A 20,140-nucleotide genomic window follows, 5' to 3' on the forward strand; every position below is an offset into this window, starting at 1 on the left:
GTTTCCGTTCTTCTTCGTCATAACTTAATGTTTTTATTTAAAATACCCTCTGAAAAGAAAGGAAACGACAGGTGCTGAAAGCGAGCTTTTTGGCCTCTGTCGTTTCCTTTCTCTGTTTTTGTCCGTGGAATGAACAATGGAAGTCAACAAAAAGCAGCTGGCTGACATTTTCGGTGCGAGTATCCGTACCATTCAGAACTGGCAGGAACAGGGAATGCCCGTTCTGCGAGGCGGTGGCAAGGGTAATGAGGTGCTTTATGACTCTGCCGCCGTCATAAAATGGTATGCCGAAAGGGATGCTGAAATTGAGAACGAAAAGCTGCGCCGGGAGGTTGAAGAACTGCGGCAGGCCAGCGAGGCAGATCTCCAGCCAGGAACTATTGAGTACGAACGCCATCGACTTACGCGTGCGCAGGCCGACGCACAGGAACTGAAGAATGCCAGAGACTCCGCTGAAGTGGTGGAAACCGCATTCTGTACTTTCGTGCTGTCGCGGATCGCAGGTGAAATTGCCAGTATTCTCGACGGGCTCCCCCTGTCGGTGCAGCGGCGTTTTCCGGAACTGGAAAACCGACATGTTGATTTCCTGAAACGGGATATCATCAAAGCCATGAACAAAGCAGCCGCGCTGGATGAACTGATACCGGGGTTGCTGAGTGAATATATCGAACAGTCAGGTTAACAGGCTGCGGCATTTTGTCCGCGCCGGGCTTCGCTCACTGTTCAGGCCGGAGCCACAGACCGCCGTTGAATGGGCGGATGCTAATTACTATCTCCCGAAAGAATCCGCATACCAGGAAGGGCGCTGGGAAACACTGCCCTTTCAGCGGGCCATCATGAATGCGATGGGCAGCGACTACATCCGTGAGGTGAATGTGGTGAAGTCTGCCCGTGTCGGTTATTCCAAAATGCTGCTGGGTGTTTATGCCTACTTTATAGAGCATAAGCAGCGCAACACCCTTATCTGGTTGCCGACGGATGGTGATGCCGAGAACTTTATGAAAACCCACGTTGAGCCGACTATTCGTGATATTCCGTCGCTGCTGGCGCTGGCCCCGTGGTATGGCAAAAAGCACCGGGATAACACGCTCACCATGAAGCGTTTCACTAATGGGCGTGGCTTCTGGTGCCTGGGCGGTAAAGCGGCAAAAAACTACCGTGAAAAGTCGGTGGATGTGGCGGGTTATGATGAACTTGCTGCTTTTGATGATGATATTGAACAGGAAGGCTCTCCGACGTTCCTGGGTGACAAGCGTATTGAAGGCTCGGTCTGGCCAAAGTCCATCCGTGGCTCCACGCCAAAAGTGAGAGGCACCTGTCAGATTGAGCGTGCAGCCAGTGAATCCCCGCATTTTATGCGTTTTCATGTTGCCTGCCCGCATTGCGGGGAGGAGCAGTATCTTAAATTTGGCGACAAAGAGACGCCGTTTGGCCTCAAATGGACGCCGGATGACCCCTCCAGCGTGTTTTATCTCTGCGAGCATAATGCCTGCGTCATCCGCCAGCAGGAGCTGGACTTTACTGATGCCCGTTATATCTGCGAAAAGACCGGGATCTGGACCCGTGATGGCATTCTCTGGTTTTCGTCATCCGGTGAAGAGATTGAGCCACCTGACAGTGTGACCTTTCACATCTGGACAGCGTACAGCCCGTTCACCACCTGGGTGCAGATTGTCAAAGACTGGATGAAAACGAAAGGGGATACGGGAAAACGTAAAACCTTCGTAAACACCACGCTCGGTGAGACGTGGGAGGCGAAAATTGGCGAACGTCCGGATGCTGAAGTGATGGCAGAGCGGAAAGAGCATTATTCAGCGCCCGTTCCTGACCGTGTGGCTTACCTGACCGCCGGTATCGACTCCCAGCTGGACCGCTACGAAATGCGCGTATGGGGATGGGGGCCGGGTGAGGAAAGCTGGCTGATTGACCGGCAGATTATTATGGGCCGCCACGACGATGAACAGACGCTGCTGCGTGTGGATGAGGCCATCAATAAAACCTATACCCGCCGGAATGGTGCAGAAATGTCGATATCCCGTATCTGCTGGGATACTGGCGGGATTGACCCGACCATTGTGTATGAACGCTCGAAAAAACATGGGCTGTTCCGGGTGATCCCCATTAAAGGGGCATCCGTCTACGGAAAGCCGGTGGCCAGCATGCCACGTAAGCGAAACAAAAACGGGGTTTACCTTACCGAAATCGGTACGGATACCGCGAAAGAGCAGATTTATAACCGCTTCACACTGACGCCGGAAGGGGATGAACCGCTTCCCGGTGCCGTTCACTTCCCGAATAACCCGGATATTTTTGATCTGACCGAAGCGCAGCAGCTGACTGCTGAAGAGCAGGTCGAAAAATGGGTGGATGGCAGGAAAAAAATACTGTGGGACAGCAAAAAGCGACGCAATGAGGCACTCGACTGCTTCGTTTATGCGCTGGCGGCGCTGCGCATCAGTATTTCCCGCTGGCAGCTGGATCTCAGTGCGCTGCTGGCGAGCCTGCAGGAAGAGGATGGTGCAGCAACCAACAAGAAAACACTGGCAGATTACGCCCGTGCCTTATCCGGAGAGGATGAATGACGCGACAGGAAGAACTTGCCGCTGCCCGTGCGGCACTGCATGACCTGATGACAGGTAAACGGGTGGCAACAGTACAGAAAGACGGACGAAGGGTGGAGTTTACGGCCACTTCCGTGTCTGACCTGAAAAAATATATTGCAGAGCTGGAAGTGCAGACCGGCATGACACAGCGACGCAGGGGACCTGCAGGATTTTATGTATGAAAACGCCCACCATTCCCACCCTTCTGGGGCCGGACGGCATGACATCGCTGCGCGAATATGCCGGTTATCACGGCGGTGGCAGCGGATTTGGAGGGCAGTTGCGGTCGTGGAACCCACCGAGTGAAAGTGTGGATGCAGCCCTGTTGCCCAACTTTACCCGTGGCAATGCCCGCGCAGACGATCTGGTACGCAATAACGGCTATGCCGCCAACGCCATCCAGCTGCATCAGGATCATATCGTCGGGTCTTTTTTCCGGCTCAGTCATCGCCCAAGCTGGCGCTATCTGGGCATCGGGGAGGAAGAAGCCCGTGCCTTTTCCCGCGAGGTTGAAGCGGCATGGAAAGAGTTTGCCGAGGATGACTGCTGCTGCATTGACGTTGAGCGAAAACGCACGTTTACCATGATGATTCGGGAAGGTGTGGCCATGCACGCCTTTAACGGTGAACTGTTCGTTCAGGCCACCTGGGATACCAGTTCGTCGCGGCTTTTCCGGACACAGTTCCGGATGGTCAGCCCGAAGCGCATCAGCAACCCGAACAATACCGGCGACAGCCGGAACTGCCGTGCCGGTGTGCAGATTAATGACAGCGGTGCGGCGCTGGGATATTACGTCAGCGAGGACGGGTATCCTGGCTGGATGCCGCAGAAATGGACATGGATACCCCGTGAGTTACCCGGCGGGCGCGCCTCGTTCATTCACGTTTTTGAACCCGTGGAGGACGGGCAGACTCGCGGTGCAAATGTGTTTTACAGCGTGATGGAGCAGATGAAGATGCTCGACACGCTGCAGAACACGCAGCTGCAGAGCGCCATTGTGAAGGCGATGTATGCCGCCACCATTGAGAGTGAGCTGGATACGCAGTCAGCGATGGATTTTATTCTGGGCGCGAACAGTCAGGAGCAGCGGGAAAGGCTGACCGGCTGGATTGGTGAAATTGCCGCGTATTACGCCGCAGCGCCGGTCCGGCTGGGAGGCGCAAAAGTACCGCACCTGATGCCGGGTGACTCACTGAACCTGCAGACGGCTCAGGATACGGATAACGGCTACTCCGTGTTTGAGCAGTCACTGCTGCGGTATATCGCTGCCGGGCTGGGTGTCTCGTATGAGCAGCTTTCCCGGAATTACGCCCAGATGAGCTACTCCACGGCACGGGCCAGTGCGAACGAGTCGTGGGCGTACTTTATGGGGCGGCGAAAATTCGTCGCATCCCGTCAGGCGAGCCAGATGTTTCTGTGCTGGCTGGAAGAGGCCATCGTTCGCCGCGTGGTGACGTTACCTTCAAAAGCGCGCTTCAGTTTTCAGGAAGCCCGCAGTGCCTGGGGGAACTGCGACTGGATAGGCTCCGGTCGTATGGCCATCGATGGTCTGAAAGAAGTTCAGGAAGCGGTGATGCTGATAGAAGCCGGACTGAGTACCTACGAGAAAGAGTGCGCAAAACGCGGTGACGACTATCAGGAAATTTTTGCCCAGCAGGTCCGTGAAACGATGGAGCGCCGTGCAGCCGGTCTTAAACCGCCCGCCTGGGCGGCTGCAGCATTTGAATCCGGGCTGCGACAATCAACAGAGGAGGAGAAGAGTGACAGCAGAGCTGCGTAATCTCCCGCATATTGCCAGCATGGCCTTTAATGAGCCGCTGATGCTTGAACCCGCCTATGCGCGGGTTTTCTTTTGTGCGCTTGCAGGCCAGCTTGGGATCAGCAGCCTGACGGATGCGGTGTCCGGCGACAGCCTGACTGCCCAGGAGGCACTCGCGACGCTGGCATTATCCGGTGATGATGACGGACCACGACAGGCCCGCAGTTATCAGGTCATGAACGGCATCGCCGTGCTGCCGGTGTCCGGCACGCTGGTCAGCCGGACGCGGGCGCTGCAGCCGTACTCGGGGATGACCGGTTACAACGGCATTATCGCCCGTCTGCAACAGGCTGCCAGCGATCCGATGGTGGACGGCATTCTGCTCGATATGGACACGCCCGGCGGGATGGTGGCGGGGGCATTTGACTGCGCTGACATCATCGCCCGTGTGCGTGACATAAAACCGGTATGGGCGCTTGCCAACGACATGAACTGCAGTGCAGGTCAGTTGCTTGCCAGTGCCGCCTCCCGGCGTCTGGTCACGCAGACCGCCCGGACAGGCTCCATCGGCGTCATGATGGCTCACAGTAATTACGGTGCTGCGCTGGAGAAACAGGGTGTGGAAATCACGCTGATTTACAGCGGCAGCCATAAGGTGGATGGCAACCCCTACAGCCATCTTCCGGATGACGTCCGGGAGACACTGCAGTCCCGGATGGACGCAACCCGCCAGATGTTTGCGCAGAAGGTGTCGGCATATACCGGCCTGTCCGTGCAGGTTGTGCTGGATACCGAGGCTGCAGTGTACAGCGGTCAGGAGGCCATTGATGCCGGACTGGCTGATGAACTTGTTAACAGCACCGATGCGATCACCGTCATGCGTGATGCACTGGATGCACGTAAATCCCGTCTCTCAGGAGGGCGAATGACCAAAGAGACTCAATCAACAACTGTTTCAGCCACTGCTTCGCAGGCTGACGTTACTGACGTGGTGCCAGCGACGGAGGGCGAGAACGCCAGCGCGGCGCAGCCGGACGTGAACGCGCAGATCACCGCAGCGGTTGCGGCAGAAAACAGCCGCATTATGGGGATCCTCAACTGTGAGGAGGCTCACGGACGCGAAGAACAGGCACGCGTGCTGGCAGAAACCCCCGGTATGACCGTGAAAACGGCCCGCCGCATTCTGGCCGCAGCACCACAGAGTGCACAGGCGCGCAGTGACACTGCGCTGGATCGTCTGATGCAGGGGGCACCGGCACCGCTGGCTGCAGGTAACCCGGCATCTGATGCCGTTAACGATTTGCTGAACACACCAGTGTAAGGGATGTTTATGACGAGCAAAGAAACCTTTACCCATTACCAGCCGCAGGGCAACAGTGACCCGGCTCATACCGCAACCGCGCCCGGCGGATTGAGTGCGAAAGCGCCTGCAATGACCCCGCTGATGCTGGACACCTCCAGCCGTAAGCTGGTTGCGTGGGATGGCACCACCGACGGTGCTGCCGTTGGCATTCTTGCGGTTGCTGCTGACCAGACCAGCACCACGCTGACGTTCTACAAGTCCGGCACGTTCCGTTATGAGGATGTGCTCTGGCCGGAGGCTGCCAGCGACGAGACGAAAAAACGGACCGCGTTTGCCGGAACGGCAATCAGCATCGTTTAACTTTACCCTTCATCACTAAAGGCCGCCTGTGCGGCTTTTTTTACGGGATTTTTTTATGTCGATGTACACAACCGCCCAACTGCTGGCGGCAAATGAGCAGAAATTTAAGTTTGATCCGCTGTTTCTGCGTCTCTTTTTCCGTGAGAGCTATCCCTTCACCACGGAGAAAGTCTATCTCTCACAAATTCCGGGACTGGTAAACATGGCGCTGTACGTTTCGCCGATTGTTTCCGGTGAGGTTATCCGTTCCCGTGGCGGCTCCACCTCTGAATTTACGCCGGGATATGTCAAGCCGAAGCATGAAGTGAATCCGCAGATGACCCTGCGTCGCCTGCCGGATGAAGATCCGCAGAATCTGGCGGACCCGGCTTACCGCCGCCGTCGCATCATCATGCAGAACATGCGTGACGAAGAGCTGGCCATTGCTCAGGTCGAAGAGATGCAGGCAGTTTCTGCCGTGCTTAAGGGCAAATACACCATGACCGGTGAAGCCTTCGATCCGGTTGAGGTGGATATGGGCCGCAGTGAGGAGAATAACATCACGCAGTCCGGCGGCACGGAGTGGAGCAAGCGTGACAAGTCCACGTATGACCCGACCGACGATATCGAAGCCTACGCGCTGAACGCCAGCGGTGTGGTGAATATCATCGTGTTCGATCCGAAAGGCTGGGCGCTGTTCCGTTCCTTCAAAGCCGTCAAGGAGAAGCTGGATACCCGTCGTGGCTCTAATTCCGAGCTGGAGACAGCGGTGAAAGACCTGGGCAAAGCGGTGTCCTATAAGGGGATGTATGGCGATGTGGCCATCGTCGTGTATTCCGGACAGTACGTGGAAAACGGCGTCAAAAAGAACTTCCTGCCGGACAACACGATGGTGCTGGGGAACACTCAGGCACGCGGTCTGCGCACCTATGGCTGCATTCAGGATGCGGACGCACAGCGCGAAGGCATTAACGCCTCTGCCCGTTACCCGAAAAACTGGGTGACCACCGGCGATCCGGCGCGTGAGTTCACCATGATTCAGTCAGCACCGCTGATGCTGCTGGCTGACCCTGATGAGTTCGTGTCCGTACAACTGGCGTAATCATGGCCCTTCGGGGCCATTGTTTCTCTGTGGAGGAGTCCATGACGAAAGATGAACTGATTGCCCGTCTCCGCTCGCTGGGTGAACAACTGAACCGTGATGTCAGCCTGACGGGGACGAAAGAAGAACTGGCGCTCCGTGTGGCAGAGCTGAAAGAGGAGCTTGATGACACGGATGAAACTGCCGGTCAGGACACCCCTCTCAGCCGGGAAAATGTGCTGACCGGACATGAAAATGAGGTGGGATCAGCGCAGCCGGATACCGTGATTCTGGATACGTCTGAACTGGTCACGGTCGTGGCACTGGTGAAGCTGCATACTGATGCACTTCACGCCACGCGGGATGAACCTGTGGCATTTGTGCTGCCGGGAACGGCGTTTCGTGTCTCTGCCGGTGTGGCAGCCGAAATGACAGAGCGCGGCCTGGCCAGAATGCAATAACGGGAGGCGCTGTGGCTGATTTCGATAACCTGTTCGATGCTGCCATTGCCCGCGCCGATGAAACGATACGCGGGTACATGGGAACGTCAGCCACCATTACATCCGGTGAGCAGTCAGGTGCGGTGATACGTGGTGTTTTTGATGACCCTGAAAATATCAGCTATGCCGGACAGGGCGTGCGCGTTGAAGGCTCCAGCCCGTCCCTGTTTGTCCGGACTGATGAGGTGCGGCAGCTGCGGCGTGGAGACACGCTGACCATCGGTGAGGAAAATTTCTGGGTAGATCGGGTTTCGCCGGATGATGGCGGAAGTTGTCATCTCTGGCTTGGACGGGGCGTACCGCCTGCCGTTAACCGTCGCCGCTGAAAGGGGGATGTATGGCCATAAAAGGTCTTGAGCAGGCCGTTGAAAACCTCAGCCGTATCAGCAAAACGGCGGTGCCTGGTGCCGCCGCAATGGCCATTAACCGCGTTGCTTCATCCGCGATATCGCAGTCGGCGTCACAGGTTGCCCGTGAGACAAAGGTACGCCGGAAACTGGTAAAGGAAAGGGCCAGGCTGAAAAGGGCCACGGTCAAAAATCCGCAGGCCAGAATCAAAGTTAACCGGGGGGATTTGCCCGTAATCAAGCTGGGTAATGCGCGGGTTGTCCTTTCGCGCCGCAGGCGTCGTAAAAAGGGGCAGCGTTCATCCCTGAAAGGTGGCGGCAGCGTGCTTGTGGTGGGTAACCGTCGTATTCCCGGCGCGTTTATTCAGCAACTGAAAAATGGCCGGTGGCATGTCATGCAGCGTGTGGCTGGGAAAAACCGTTACCCCATTGATGTGGTGAAAATCCCGATGGCGGTGCCGCTGACCACGGCGTTTAAACAAAATATTGAGCGGATACGGCGTGAACGTCTTCCGAAAGAGCTGGGCTATGCGCTGCAGCATCAACTGAGGATGGTAATAAAGCGATGAAACATACTGAACTCCGTGCAGCCGTACTGGATGCACTGGAGAAGCATGACACCGGGGCGACGTTTTTTGATGGTCGCCCCGCTGTTTTTGATGAGGCGGATTTTCCGGCAGTTGCCGTTTATCTCACCGGCGCTGAATACACGGGCGAAGAGCTGGACAGCGATACCTGGCAGGCGGAGCTGCATATCGAAGTTTTCCTGCCTGCTCAGGTGCCGGATTCAGAGCTGGATGCGTGGATGGAGTCCCGGATTTATCCGGTGATGAGCGATATCCCGGCACTGTCAGATTTGATCACCAGTATGGTGGCCAGCGGCTATGACTACCGGCGCGACGATGATGCGGGCTTGTGGAGTTCAGCCGATCTGACTTATGTCATTACCTATGAAATGTGAGGACGCTATGCCTGTACCAAATCCTACAATGCCGGTGAAAGGTGCCGGGACCACCCTGTGGGTTTATAAGGGGAGCGGTGACCCTTACGCGAATCCGCTTTCAGACGTTGACTGGTCGCGTCTGGCAAAAGTTAAAGACCTGACGCCCGGCGAACTGACCGCTGAGTCCTATGACGACAGCTATCTCGATGATGAAGATGCAGACTGGACTGCGACCGGGCAGGGGCAGAAATCTGCCGGAGATACCAGCTTCACGCTGGCGTGGATGCCCGGAGAGCAGGGGCAGCAGGCGCTGCTGGCGTGGTTTAATGAAGGCGATACCCGTGCCTATAAAATCCGCTTCCCGAACGGCACGGTCGATGTGTTCCGTGGCTGGGTCAGCAGTATCGGTAAGGCGGTGACGGCGAAGGAAGTGATCACCCGCACGGTGAAAGTCACCAATGTGGGACGTCCGTCGATGGCAGAAGATCGCAGCACGGTAACAGCGGCAACCGGCATGACCGTGACGCCTGCCAGCACCTCGGTGGTGAAAGGGCAGAGCACCACGCTGACCGTGGCCTTCCAGCCGGAGGGCGTAACCGACAAGAGCTTTCGTGCGGTGTCTGCGGATAAAACAAAAGCCACCGTGTCGGTCAGTGGTATGACCATCACCGTGAACGGCGTTGCTGCAGGCAAGGTCAACATTCCGGTTGTATCCGGTAATGGTGAGTTTGCTGCGGTTGCAGAAATTACCGTCACCGCCAGTTAATCCGGAGAGTCAGCGATGTTCCTGAAAACCGAATCATTTGAACATAACGGTGTGACCGTCACGCTTTCTGAACTGTCAGCCCTGCAGCGCATTGAGCATCTCGCCCTGATGAAACGGCAGGCAGAACAGGCGGAGTCAGACAGCAACCGGAAGTTTACTGTGGAAGACGCCATCAGAACCGGCGCGTTTCTGGTGGCGATGTCCCTGTGGCATAACCATCCGCAGAAGACGCAGATGCCGTCCATGAATGAAGCCGTTAAACAGATTGAGCAGGAAGTGCTTACCACCTGGCCCACGGAGGCAATTTCTCATGCTGAAAACGTGGTGTACCGGCTGTCTGGTATGTATGAGTTTGTGGTGAATAATGCCCCTGAACAGACAGAGGACGCCGGGCCCGCAGAGCCTGTTTCTGCGGGAAAGTGTTCGACGGTGAGCTGAGTTTTGCCCTGAAACTGGCGCGTGAGATGGGGCGACCCGACTGGCGTGCCATGCTTGCCGGGATGTCATCCACGGAGTATGCCGACTGGCACCGCTTTTACAGTACCCATTATTTTCATGATGTTCTGCTGGATATGCACTTTTCCGGGCTGACGTACACCGTGCTCAGCCTGTTTTTCAGCGATCCGGATATGCATCCGCTGGATTTCAGTCTGCTGAACCGGCGCGAGGCTGACGAAGAGCCTGAAGATGATGTGCTGATGCAGAAAGCGGCAGGGCTTGCCGGAGGTGTCCGCTTTGGCCCGGACGGGAATGAAGTTATCCCCGCTTCCCCGGATGTGGCGGACATGACGGAGGATGACGTAATGCTGATGACAGTATCAGAAGGGATCGCAGGAGGAGTCCGGTATGGCTGAACCGGTAGGCGATCTGGTCGTTGATTTGAGTCTGGATGCGGCCAGATTTGACGAGCAGATGGCCAGAGTCAGGCGTCATTTTTCTGGTACGGAAAGTGATGCGAAAAAAACAGCGGCAGTCGTTGAACAGTCGCTGAGCCGACAGGCGCTGGCTGCACAGAAAGCGGGGATTTCCGTCGGGCAGTATAAAGCCGCCATGCGTATGCTGCCTGCACAGTTCACCGACGTGGCCACGCAGCTTGCAGGCGGGCAAAGTCCGTGGCTGATCCTGCTGCAACAGGGGGGGCAGGTGAAGGACTCCTTCGGCGGGATGATCCCCATGTTCAGGGGGCTTGCCGGTGCGATCACCCTGCCGATGGTGGGGGCCACCTCGCTGGCGGTGGCGACCGGTGCGCTGGCGTATGCCTGGTATCAGGGCAACTCAACCCTGTCCGATTTCAACAAAACGCTGGTCCTTTCCGGCAATCAGGCGGGACTGACGGCAGATCGTATGCTGGTCCTGTCCAGAGCCGGGCAGGCGGCAGGGCTGACGTTTAACCAGACCAGCGAGTCACTCAGCGCACTGGTTAAGGCGGGGGTAAGCGGTGAGGCTCAGATTGCGTCCATCAGCCAGAGTGTGGCGCGTTTCTCCTCTGCATCCGGCGTGGAGGTGGACAAGGTCGCTGAAGCCTTCGGGAAGCTGACCACAGACCCGACGTCGGGGCTGACGGCGATGGCTCGCCAGTTCCATAACGTGTCGGCGGAGCAGATTGCGTATGTTGCTCAGTTGCAGCGTTCCGGCGATGAAGCCGGGGCATTGCAGGCGGCGAACGAGGCCGCAACGAAAGGGTTTGATGACCAGACCCGCCGCCTGAAAGAGAACATGGGCACGCTGGAGACCTGGGCAGACAGGACTGCGCGGGCATTCAAATCCATGTGGGATGCGGTGCTGGATATTGGTCGTCCTGATACCGCGCAGGAGATGCTGATTAAGGCAGAGGCTGCGTATAAGAAAGCAGACGACATCTGGAATCTGCGCAAGGATGATTATTTTGTTAACGATGAAGCGCGGGCGCGTTACTGGGATGATCGTGAAAAGGCCCGTCTTGCGCTTGAAGCCGCCCGAAAGAAGGCTGAGCAGCAGACTCAACAGGACAAAAATGCGCAGCAGCAGAGCGATACCGAAGCGTCACGGCTGAAATATACCGAAGAGGCGCAGAAGGCTTACGAACGGCTGCAGACGCCGCTGGAGAAATATACCGCCCGTCAGGAAGAACTGAACAAGGCACTGAAAGACGGGAAAATCCTGCAGGCGGATTACAACACGCTGATGGCGGCGGCGAAAAAGGATTATGAAGCGACGCTGAAAAAGCCGAAACAGTCCAGCGTGAAGGTGTCTGCGGGCGATCGTCAGGAAGACAGTGCTCATGCTGCCCTGCTGACGCTTCAGGCAGAACTCCGGACGCTGGAGAAGCATGCCGGAGCAAATGAGAAAATCAGCCAGCAGCGCCGGGATTTGTGGAAGGCGGAGAGTCAGTTCGCGGTACTGGAGGAGGCGGCGCAACGTCGCCAGCTGTCTGCACAGGAGAAATCCCTGCTGGCGCATAAAGATGAGACGCTGGAGTACAAACGCCAGCTGGCTGCACTTGGCGACAAGGTTACGTATCAGGAGCGCCTGAACGCGCTGGCGCAGCAGGCGGATAAATTCGCACAGCAGCAACGGGCAAAACGGGCCGCCATTGATGCGAAAAGCCGGGGGCTGACTGACCGGCAGGCAGAACGGGAAGCCACGGAACAGCGCCTGAAGGAACAGTATGGCGATAATCCGCTGGCGCTGAATAACGTCATGTCAGAGCAGAAAAAGACCTGGGCGGCTGAAGACCAGCTTCGCGGGAACTGGATGGCAGGCCTGAAGTCCGGCTGGAGTGAGTGGGAAGAGAGCGCCACGGACAGTATGTCGCAGGTAAAAAGTGCAGCCACGCAGACCTTTGATGGTATTGCACAGAATATGGCGGCGATGCTGACCGGCAGTGAGCAGAACTGGCGCAGCTTCACCCGTTCCGTGCTGTCCATGATGACAGAAATTCTGCTTAAGCAGGCAATGGTGGGGATTGTCGGGAGTATCGGCAGCGCCATTGGCGGGGCTGTTGGTGGCGGCGCATCCGCGTCAGGCGGTACAGCCATTCAGGCCGCTGCGGCGAAATTCCATTTTGCAACCGGAGGATTTACGGGAACCGGCGGCAAATATGAGCCAGCGGGGATTGTTCACCGTGGTGAGTTTGTCTTCACGAAGGAGGCAACCAGCCGGATTGGCGTGGGGAATCTTTACCGGCTGATGCGCGGCTATGCCACCGGCGGTTATGTCGGTACACCGGGCAGCATGGCAGACAGCCGGTCGCAGGCGTCCGGGACGTTTGAGCAGAATAACCATGTGGTGATTAACAACGACGGCACGAACGGGCAGATAGGTCCGGCTGCTCTGAAGGCGGTGTATGACATGGCCCGCAAGGGTGCCCGTGATGAAATTCAGACACAGATGCGTGATGGTGGCCTGTTCTCCGGAGGTGGACGATGAAGACCTTCCGCTGGAAAGTGAAACCCGGTATGGATGTGGCTTCGGTCCCTTCTGTAAGAAAGGTGCGCTTTGGTGATGGCTATTCTCAGCGAGCGCCTGCCGGGCTGAATGCCAACCTGAAAACGTACAGCGTGACGCTTTCTGTCCCCCGTGAGGAGGCCACGGTACTGGAGTCGTTTCTGGAAGAGCACGGGGGCTGGAAATCCTTTCTGTGGACGCCGCCTTATGAGTGGCGGCAGATAAAGGTGACCTGCGCAAAATGGTCGTCGCGGGTCAGTATGCTGCGTGTTGAGTTCAGCGCAGAGTTTGAACAGGTGGTGAACTGATGCAGGATATCCGGCAGGAAACACTGAATGAATGCACCCGTGCGGAGCAGTCGGCCAGCGTGGTGCTCTGGGAAATCGACCTGACAGAGGTCGGTGGAGAACGTTATTTTTTCTGTAATGAGCAGAACGAAAAAGGTGAGCCGGTCACCTGGCAGGGGCGACAGTATCAGCCGTATCCCATTCAGGGGAGCGGTTTTGAACTGAATGGCAAAGGCACCAGTACGCGCCCCACGCTGACGGTTTCTAACCTGTACGGTATGGTCACCGGGATGGCGGAAGATATGCAGAGTCTGGTCGGCGGAACGGTGGTCCGGCGTAAGGTTTACGCCCGTTTTCTGGATGCGGTGAACTTCGTCAACGGAAACAGTTACGCCGATCCGGAGCAGGAGGTGATCAGCCGCTGGCGCATTGAGCAGTGCAGCGAACTGAGCGCGGTGAGTGCCTCCTTTGTACTGTCCACGCCGACGGAAACGGATGGCGCTGTTTTTCCGGGACGTATCATGCTGGCCAACACCTGCACCTGGACCTATCGCGGTGACGAGTGCGGTTATAGCGGTCCGGCTGTCGCGGATGAATATGACCAGCCAACGTCCGATATCACGAAGGATAAATGCAGCAAATGCCTGAGCGGTTGTAAGTTCCGCAATAACGTCGGCAACTTTGGCGGCTTCCTTTCCATTAACAAACTTTCGCAGTAAATCCCATGACACAGACAGAATCAGCGATTCTGGCGCACGCCCGGCGATGTGCGCCAGCGGAGTCGTGCGGCTTCGTGGTAAGCACGCCGGAGGGGGAAAGATATTTCCCCTGCGTGAATATCTCCGGTGAGCCGGAGGCGTATTTCCGTATGTCGCCGGAAGACTGGCTGCAGGCAGAAATGCAGGGTGAGATTGTGGCGCTGGTCCACAGCCACCCCGGTGGTCTGCCCTGGCTGAGTGAGGCCGACCGGCGGCTGCAGGTGCAGAGTGATTTGCCGTGGTGGCTGGTCTGCCGGGGGACGATTCATAAGTTCCGCTGTGTGCCGCATCTCACCGGGCGGCGCTTTGAGCACGGTGTGACGGACTGTTACACACTGTTCCGGGATGCTTATCATCTGGCGGGGATTGAGATGCCGGACTTTCATCGTGAGGATGACTGGTGGCGTAACGGCCAGAATCTCTATCTGGATAATCTGGAGGCGACGGGGCTGTATCAGGTGCCGTTGTCAGCGGCACAGCCGGGCGATGTGCTGCTGTGCTGTTTTGGTTCATCAGTGCCGAATCACGCCGCAATTTACTGCGGCGACGGCGAGCTGCTGCACCATATTCCTGAACAACTGAGCAAACGAGAGAGGTACACCGACAAATGGCAGCGACGCACACACTCCCTCTGGCGTCACCGGGCATGGCGCGCATCTGCCTTTACGGGGATTTACAACGATTTGGTCGCCGCATCGACCTTCGTGTGAAAACGGGGGCTGAAGCCATCCGGGCACTGGCCACACAGCTCCCGGCGTTTCGTCAGAAACTGAGCGACGGCTGGTATCAGGTACGGATTGCCGGGCGGGACGTCAGCACGTCCGGGTTAACGGCGCAGTTACATGAGACTCTGCCTGATGGCGCTGTAATTCATATTGTTCCCAGAGTCGCCGGGGCCAAGTCAGGTGGCGTATTCCAGATTGTCCTGGGGGCTGCCGCCATTGCCGGATCATTCTTTACCGCCGGAGCCACCCTTGCAGCATGGGGGGCAGCCATTGGGGCCGGTGGTATGACCGGCATCCTGTTTTCTCTCGGTGCCAGTATGGTGCTCGGTGGTGTGGCGCAGATGCTGGCACCGAAAGCCAGAACTCCCCGTATACAGACAACGGATAACGGTAAGCAGAACACCTATTTCTCCTCACTGGATAACATGGTTGCCCAGGGCAATGTTCTGCCTGTTCTGTACGGGGAAATGCGCGTGGGGTCACGCGTGGTTTCTCAGGAGATCAGCACGGCAGACGAAGGGGACGGTGGTCAGGTTGTGGTGATTGGTCGCTGATGCAAAATGTTTTATGTGAAACCGCCTGCGGGCGGTTTTGTCATTTATGGAGCGTGAGGAATGGGTAAAGGAAGCAGTAAGGGGCATACCCCGCGCGAAGCGAAGGACAACCTGAAGTCCACGCAGTTGCTGAGTGTGATCGATGCCATCAGCGAAGGGCCGATTGAAGGTCCGGTGGATGGCTTAAAAAGCGTGCTGCTGAACAGTACGCCGGTGCTGGACACTGAGGGGAATACCAACATATCCGGTGTCACGGTGGTGTTCCGGGCTGGTGAGCAGGAGCAGACTCCGCCGGAGGGATTTGAATCCTCCGGCTCCGAGACGGTGCTGGGTACGGAAGTGAAATATGACACGCCGATCACCCGCACCATTACGTCTGCAAACATCGACCGTCTGCGCTTTACCTTCGGTGTACAGGCACTGGTGGAAACCACCTCAAAGGGTGACAGGAATCCGTCGGAAGTCCGCCTGCTGGTTCAGATACAACGTAACGGTGGCTGGGTGACGGAAAAAGACATCACCATTAAGGGCAAAACCACCTCGCAGTATCTGGCCTCGGTGGTGATGGGTAACCTGCCGCCGCGCCCGTTTAATATCCGGATGCGCAGGATGACGCCGGACAGCACCACAGACCAGCTGCAGAACAAAACGCTCTGGTCGTCATACACTGAAATCATCGATGTGAAACAGTGCTACCCGAACACGGCACTGGTCGGCGTGCAGGTGGACTCGGAGCAGTTCGGCAGCCAGCAGGTGAGCCGTAATTATCATCTGCGCGGGCGTATTCTGCAGGTGCCGTCGAACTATAACCCGCAGACGCGGCAATACAGCGGTATCTGGGACGGAACGTTTAAACCGGCATACAGCAACAACATGGCCTGGTGTCTGTGGGATATGCTGACCCATCCGCGCTACGGCATGGGGAAACGTCTTGGTGCGGCGGATGTGGATAAATGGGCGCTGTATGTCATCGGCCAGTACTGCGACCAGTCAGTGCCGGACGGCTTTGGCGGCACGGAGCCGCGCATCACCTGTAATGCGTACCTGACCACACAGCGTAAGGCGTGGGATGTGCTCAGCGATTTCTGCTCGGCGATGCGCTGTATGCCGGTATGGAACGGGCAGACGCTGACGTTCGTGCAGGACCGACCGTCGGATAAGACGTGGACCTATAACCGCAGTAATGTGGTGATGCCGGATGATGGCGCGCCGTTCCGCTACAGCTTCAGCGCCCTGAAGGACCGCCATAATGCCGTTGAGGTGAACTGGATTGACCCGAACAACGGCTGGGAGACGGCGACAGAGCTTGTTGAAGATACGCAGGCCATTGCCCGTTACGGTCGTAATGTTACGAAGATGGATGCCTTTGGCTGTACCAGCCGGGGGCAGGCACACCGCGCCGGGCTGTGGCTGATTAAAACAGAACTGCTGGAAACGCAGACCGTGGATTTCAGCGTCGGCGCAGAAGGGCTTCGCCATGTACCGGGCGATGTTATTGAAATCTGCGATGATGACTATGCCGGTATCAGCACCGGTGGTCGTGTGCTGGCGGTGAACAGCCAGACCCGGACGCTGACGCTCGACCGTGAAATCACGCTGCCATCCTCCGGTACCGCGCTGATAAGCCTGGTTGACGGAAGTGGCAATCCGGTCAGCGTGGAGGTTCAGTCCGTCACCGACGGCGTGAAGGTAAAAGTGAGCCGTGTTCCTGACGGTGTTGCTGAATACAGCGTATGGGAGCTGAAGCTGCCGACGCTGCGCCAGCGACTGTTCCGCTGCGTGAGTATCCGTGAGAACGACGACGGCACGTATGCCATCACCGCCGTGCAGCATGTGCCGGAAAAAGAGGCCATCGTGGATAACGGGGCGCACTTTGACGGCGAACAGAGTGGCACGGTGAATGGTGTCACGCCGCCAGCGGTGCAGCACCTGACCGCAGAAGTCACTGCAGACAGCGGGGAATATCAGGTGCTGGCGCGATGGGACACACCGAAGGTGGTGAAGGGCGTGAGTTTCCTGCTCCGTCTGACCGTAACAGCGGACGACGGCAGTGAGCGGCTGGTCAGCACGGCCCGGACGACGGAAACCACATACCGCTTCACGCAACTGGCGCTGGGGAACTACAGGCTGACAGTCCGGGCGGTAAATGCGTGGGGGCAGCAGGGCGATCCGGCGTCGGTATCGTTCCGGATTGCCGCACCGGCAGCACCGTCGAGGATTGAGCTGACGCCGGGCTATTTTCAGATAACCGCCACGCCGCATCTTGCCGTTTATGACCCGACGGTACAGTTTGAGTTCTGGTTCTCGGAAAAGCAGATTGCGGATATCAGACAGGTTGAAACCAGCACGCGTTATCTTGGTACGGCGCTGTACTGGATAGCCGCCAGTATCAATATCAAACCGGGCCATGATTATTACTTTTATATCCGCAGTGTGAACACCGTTGGCAAATCGGCATTCGTGGAGGCCGTCGGTCGGGCGAGCGATGATGCGGAAGGTTACCTGGATTTTTTCAAAGGCAAGATAACCGAATCCCATCTCGGCAAGGAGCTGCTGGAAAAAGTCGAGCTGACGGAGGATAACGCCAGCAGACTGGAGGAGTTTTCGAAAGAGTGGAAGGATGCCAGTGATAAGTGGAATGCCATGTGGGCTGTCAAAATTGAGCAGACCAAAGACGGCAAACATTATGTCGCGGGTATTGGCCTCAGCATGGAGGACACGGAGGAAGGCAAACTGAGCCAGTTTCTGGTTGCCGCCAATCGTATCGCATTTATTGACCCGGCAAACGGGAATGAAACGCCGATGTTTGTGGCGCAGGGCAACCAGATATTCATGAACGACGTGTTCCTGAAGCGCCTGACGGCCCCCACCATTACCAGCGGCGGCAATCCTCCGGCCTTTTCCCTGACACCGGACGGAAAGCTGACCGCTAAAAATGCGGATATCAGTGGCAGTGTGAATGCGAACTCCGGGACGCTCAGTAATGTGACGATAGCTGAAAACTGTACGATAAACGGTACGCTGAGGGCGGAAAAAATCGTCGGGGACATTGTAAAGGCGGCGAGCGCGGCTTTTCCGCGCCAGCGTGAAAGCAGTGTGGACTGGCCGTCAGGTACCCGTACTGTCACCGTGACCGATGACCATCCTTTTGATCGCCAGATAGTGGTGCTTCCGCTGACGTTTCGCGGAAGTAAGCGTACTGTCAGCGGCAGGACAACGTATTCGATGTGTTATCTGAAAGTACTGATGAACGGTGCGGTGATTTATGATGGCGCGGCGAACGAGGCGGTACAGGTGTTCTCCCGTATTGTTGACATGCCAGCGGGTCGGGGAAACGTGATCCTGACGTTCACGCTTACGTCCACACGGCATTCGGCAGATATTCCGCCGTATACGTTTGCCAGCGATGTGCAGGTTATGGTGATTAAGAAACAGGCGCTGGGCATCAGCGTGGTCTGAGTGTGTTACAGAGGTTCGTCCGGGAACGGGCGTTTTATTATAAAACAGTGAGAGGTGAACGATGCGTAATGTGTGTATTGCCGTTGCTGTCTTTGCCGCACTTGCGGTGACAGTCACTCCGGCCCGTGCGGAAGGTGGACATGGTACGTTTACGGTGGGCTATTTTCAAGTGAAACCGGGTACATTGCCGTCGTTGTCGGGCGGGGATACCGGTGTGAGTCATCTGAAAGGGATTAACGTGAAGTACCGTTATGAGCTGACGGACAGTGTGGGGGTGATGGCTTCCCTGGGGTTCGCCGCGTCGAAAAAGAGCAGCACAGTGATGACCGGGGAGGATACGTTTCACTATGAGAGCCTGCGTGGACGTTATGTGAGCGTGATGGCCGGACCGGTTTTACAAATCAGTAAGCAGGTCAGTGCGTACGCCATGGCCGGAGTGGCTCACAGTCGGTGGTCCGGCAGTACAATGGATTACCGTAAGACGGAAATCACTCCCGGGTATATGAAAGAGACGACCACTGCCAGGGACGAAAGTGCAATGCGGCATACCTCAGTGGCGTGGAGTGCAGGTATACAGATTAATCCGGCAGCGTCCGTCGTTGTTGATATTGCTTATGAAGGCTCCGGCAGTGGCGACTGGCGTACTGACGGATTCATCGTTGGGGTCGGTTATAAATTCTGATTAGCCAGGTAACACAGTGTTATGACAGCCCGCCGGAACCGGTGGGCTTTTTTGTGGGGTGAATATGGCAGTAAAGATTTCAGGAGTCCTGAAAGACGGCACAGGAAAACCGGTACAGAACTGCACCATTCAGCTGAAAGCCAGACGTAACAGCACCACGGTGGTGGTGAACACGGTGGGCTCAGAGAATCCGGATGAAGCCGGGCGTTACAGCATGGATGTGGAGTACGGTCAGTACAGTGTCATCCTGCAGGTTGACGGTTTTCCACCATCGCACGCCGGGACCATCACCGTGTATGAAGATTCACAACCGGGGACGCTGAATGATTTTCTCTGTGCCATGACGGAGGATGATGCCCGGCCGGAGGTGCTGCGTCGTCTTGAACTGATGGTGGAAGAGGTGGCGCGTAACGCGTCCGTGGTGGCACAGAGTACGGCAGACGCGAAGAAATCAGCCGGCGATGCCAGTGCATCAGCTGCTCAGGTCGCGGCCCTTGTGACTGATGCAACTGACTCAGCACGCGCCGCCAGCACGTCCGCCGGACAGGCTGCATCGTCAGCTCAGGAAGCGTCCTCCGGCGCAGAAGCGGCATCAGCAAAGGCCACTG

The 20,140-nt window shown here is 57.0% G+C and carries 21 protein-coding genes and 1 pseudogene; all 22 read left to right on the forward strand.

What is annotated here, in order from left to right; translation table 11 throughout:
• Positions 1–136 precede the first annotated feature (136 nt).
• Positions 137–682 (forward strand): DNA-packaging protein, encoded by a 546-nt coding sequence (locus tag J5M67_RS24255; RefSeq protein ID WP_000453580.1) that lies wholly within the window; start codon positions 137–139, stop codon positions 680–682.
• Positions 657–2,582, forward strand: a complete 1,926-nt coding sequence (locus J5M67_RS24260; protein WP_001027292.1) for a phage terminase large subunit family protein — start codon at positions 657–659, stop codon at positions 2,580–2,582. Before J5M67_RS24255 ends, J5M67_RS24260 begins: the two co-directional genes overlap by 26 nt.
• The gene (locus J5M67_RS24265; RefSeq protein ID WP_000198149.1) at positions 2,579–2,785 is read left to right on the forward strand and encodes a phage head-tail joining protein; all 207 of its coding nucleotides are present in this window, start codon (positions 2,579–2,581) and stop codon (positions 2,783–2,785) included. Before J5M67_RS24260 ends, J5M67_RS24265 begins: the two co-directional genes overlap by 4 nt.
• Positions 2,782–4,383: a phage portal protein gene (locus J5M67_RS24270; protein WP_001359455.1), complete on the forward strand. Its 1,602-nt coding sequence runs from the start codon at positions 2,782–2,784 to the stop codon at positions 4,381–4,383. The genes J5M67_RS24265 and J5M67_RS24270 overlap by 4 nt, the downstream gene beginning before the upstream one ends.
• Positions 4,364–5,683 (forward strand): S49 family peptidase, encoded by a 1,320-nt coding sequence (locus tag J5M67_RS24275; RefSeq protein WP_000123343.1) that lies wholly within the window; start codon positions 4,364–4,366, stop codon positions 5,681–5,683. The genes J5M67_RS24270 and J5M67_RS24275 overlap by 20 nt, the downstream gene beginning before the upstream one ends.
• A 9-nt stretch (positions 5,684–5,692) precedes the next feature.
• Positions 5,693–6,025 carry a head decoration protein gene (locus tag J5M67_RS24280; protein WP_001297109.1) on the forward strand — a complete coding sequence of 111 codons (333 nt, stop codon included), beginning with the start codon at positions 5,693–5,695 and terminating at the stop codon, positions 6,023–6,025.
• A gap of 55 nt (positions 6,026–6,080) precedes the next feature.
• Positions 6,081–7,106, forward strand: a complete 1,026-nt coding sequence (locus tag J5M67_RS24285; protein ID WP_000063280.1) for a major capsid protein — start codon at positions 6,081–6,083, stop codon at positions 7,104–7,106.
• 41 nt (positions 7,107–7,147) lie between these two features.
• Positions 7,148–7,546: a DNA-packaging protein FI gene (locus J5M67_RS24290; RefSeq protein WP_000158919.1), complete on the forward strand. Its 399-nt coding sequence runs from the start codon at positions 7,148–7,150 to the stop codon at positions 7,544–7,546.
• A gap of 11 nt (positions 7,547–7,557) precedes the next feature.
• Positions 7,558–7,911, forward strand: coding sequence for a head-tail joining protein (locus tag J5M67_RS24295; protein WP_000752979.1), 354 nt, complete (start codon positions 7,558–7,560; stop codon positions 7,909–7,911).
• A gap of 11 nt (positions 7,912–7,922) precedes the next feature.
• The gene (locus J5M67_RS24300) at positions 7,923–8,501 is read left to right on the forward strand and encodes a phage tail protein (RefSeq protein WP_000975070.1); all 579 of its coding nucleotides are present in this window, start codon (positions 7,923–7,925) and stop codon (positions 8,499–8,501) included.
• Positions 8,498–8,893 carry a phage minor tail U family protein gene (locus J5M67_RS24305; protein WP_000683105.1) on the forward strand — a complete coding sequence of 132 codons (396 nt, stop codon included), beginning with the start codon at positions 8,498–8,500 and terminating at the stop codon, positions 8,891–8,893. Before J5M67_RS24300 ends, J5M67_RS24305 begins: the two co-directional genes overlap by 4 nt.
• Before the next feature lie 7 nt (positions 8,894–8,900).
• Complete coding sequence (locus tag J5M67_RS24310; RefSeq protein WP_001349920.1) at positions 8,901–9,641, forward strand: phage tail protein; 741 nt, start codon at positions 8,901–8,903, stop codon at positions 9,639–9,641.
• Between the two features lie 15 nt (positions 9,642–9,656).
• On the forward strand, positions 9,657–10,079 hold the full coding sequence (gene gpG, locus J5M67_RS24315; RefSeq protein ID WP_000479153.1) for a phage tail assembly chaperone G: 423 nt from the start codon (positions 9,657–9,659) through the stop codon (positions 10,077–10,079).
• Positions 10,061–10,495 carry a phage tail assembly protein T gene (locus J5M67_RS24320; RefSeq protein ID WP_000459457.1) on the forward strand — a complete coding sequence of 145 codons (435 nt, stop codon included), beginning with the start codon at positions 10,061–10,063 and terminating at the stop codon, positions 10,493–10,495. The genes gpG and J5M67_RS24320 overlap by 19 nt, the downstream gene beginning before the upstream one ends.
• Positions 10,488–13,049 (forward strand): phage tail tape measure protein, encoded by a 2,562-nt coding sequence (locus J5M67_RS24325; RefSeq protein WP_000840207.1) that lies wholly within the window; start codon positions 10,488–10,490, stop codon positions 13,047–13,049. The genes J5M67_RS24320 and J5M67_RS24325 overlap by 8 nt, the downstream gene beginning before the upstream one ends.
• On the forward strand, positions 13,046–13,375 hold the full coding sequence (locus J5M67_RS24330; protein ID WP_000847379.1) for a phage tail protein: 330 nt from the start codon (positions 13,046–13,048) through the stop codon (positions 13,373–13,375). The genes J5M67_RS24325 and J5M67_RS24330 overlap by 4 nt, the downstream gene beginning before the upstream one ends.
• A complete protein-coding gene (locus J5M67_RS24335) occupies positions 13,375–14,073 on the forward strand; it encodes a phage minor tail protein L (protein WP_001152639.1) in 699 nt (232 codons plus the stop codon). Before J5M67_RS24330 ends, J5M67_RS24335 begins: the two co-directional genes overlap by 1 nt.
• 5 nt (positions 14,074–14,078) lie before the next feature.
• Complete coding sequence (locus J5M67_RS24340; protein WP_000194780.1) at positions 14,079–14,822, forward strand: C40 family peptidase; 744 nt, start codon at positions 14,079–14,081, stop codon at positions 14,820–14,822.
• Entirely contained in the window at positions 14,819–15,391 is a 573-nt protein-coding gene (locus J5M67_RS24345) for a tail assembly protein (protein WP_001407644.1), read from the forward strand. Before J5M67_RS24340 ends, J5M67_RS24345 begins: the two co-directional genes overlap by 4 nt.
• 60 nt (positions 15,392–15,451) lie before the next feature.
• Entirely contained in the window at positions 15,452–18,850 is a 3,399-nt protein-coding gene (locus tag J5M67_RS24350) for a host specificity protein J (protein WP_000515495.1), read from the forward strand.
• Between the two features lie 61 nt (positions 18,851–18,911).
• Complete coding sequence (gene lom, locus J5M67_RS24355; RefSeq protein WP_001246632.1) at positions 18,912–19,532, forward strand: outer membrane beta-barrel protein Lom; 621 nt, start codon at positions 18,912–18,914, stop codon at positions 19,530–19,532.
• Positions 19,533–19,596: 64 nt separating this feature from the next.
• Positions 19,597–19,986: pseudogene (locus J5M67_RS29970) on the forward strand (prophage tail fiber N-terminal domain-containing protein); the annotation flags it as partial.
• Positions 19,987–20,140: the final 154 nt, after the last annotated feature.

The sequence above is a fragment of the Pseudomonas sp. 30_B genome (genome assembly GCF_017491605.1).
In the GTDB taxonomy this organism is placed as follows: Bacteria; Pseudomonadota; Gammaproteobacteria; order Pseudomonadales; family Pseudomonadaceae; genus Pseudomonas.

What these genes read in the sequence shown, in the direction of transcription:
- J5M67_RS24255 (WP_000453580.1), top strand. Translation starts at nt 137, where the DNA reads ATGGAAGTCAACAAAAAGCAGCTGGCTGACATTTTCGGTGCGAGTATC.
- J5M67_RS24265 (WP_000198149.1), top strand. Translation starts at nt 2,579, where the DNA reads ATGACGCGACAGGAAGAACTTGCCGCTGCCCGTGCGGCACTGCATGAC.
- J5M67_RS24270 (WP_001359455.1), top strand. Translation starts at nt 2,782, where the DNA reads ATGAAAACGCCCACCATTCCCACCCTTCTGGGGCCGGACGGCATGACA.
- J5M67_RS24280 (WP_001297109.1), top strand. Translation starts at nt 5,693, where the DNA reads ATGACGAGCAAAGAAACCTTTACCCATTACCAGCCGCAGGGCAACAGT.
- J5M67_RS24285 (WP_000063280.1), top strand. Translation starts at nt 6,081, where the DNA reads ATGTCGATGTACACAACCGCCCAACTGCTGGCGGCAAATGAGCAGAAA.
- J5M67_RS24290 (WP_000158919.1), top strand. Translation starts at nt 7,148, where the DNA reads ATGACGAAAGATGAACTGATTGCCCGTCTCCGCTCGCTGGGTGAACAA.
- J5M67_RS24300 (WP_000975070.1), top strand. Translation starts at nt 7,923, where the DNA reads ATGGCCATAAAAGGTCTTGAGCAGGCCGTTGAAAACCTCAGCCGTATC.
- J5M67_RS24305 (WP_000683105.1), top strand. Translation starts at nt 8,498, where the DNA reads ATGAAACATACTGAACTCCGTGCAGCCGTACTGGATGCACTGGAGAAG.
- J5M67_RS24310 (WP_001349920.1), top strand. Translation starts at nt 8,901, where the DNA reads ATGCCTGTACCAAATCCTACAATGCCGGTGAAAGGTGCCGGGACCACC.
- gpG (WP_000479153.1), top strand. Translation starts at nt 9,657, where the DNA reads ATGTTCCTGAAAACCGAATCATTTGAACATAACGGTGTGACCGTCACG.
- J5M67_RS24325 (WP_000840207.1), top strand. Translation starts at nt 10,488, where the DNA reads ATGGCTGAACCGGTAGGCGATCTGGTCGTTGATTTGAGTCTGGATGCG.
- J5M67_RS24330 (WP_000847379.1), top strand. Translation starts at nt 13,046, where the DNA reads ATGAAGACCTTCCGCTGGAAAGTGAAACCCGGTATGGATGTGGCTTCG.
- J5M67_RS24335 (WP_001152639.1), top strand. Translation starts at nt 13,375, where the DNA reads ATGCAGGATATCCGGCAGGAAACACTGAATGAATGCACCCGTGCGGAG.
- J5M67_RS24340 (WP_000194780.1), top strand. Translation starts at nt 14,079, where the DNA reads ATGACACAGACAGAATCAGCGATTCTGGCGCACGCCCGGCGATGTGCG.
- J5M67_RS24350 (WP_000515495.1), top strand. Translation starts at nt 15,452, where the DNA reads ATGGGTAAAGGAAGCAGTAAGGGGCATACCCCGCGCGAAGCGAAGGAC.
- lom (WP_001246632.1), top strand. Translation starts at nt 18,912, where the DNA reads ATGCGTAATGTGTGTATTGCCGTTGCTGTCTTTGCCGCACTTGCGGTG.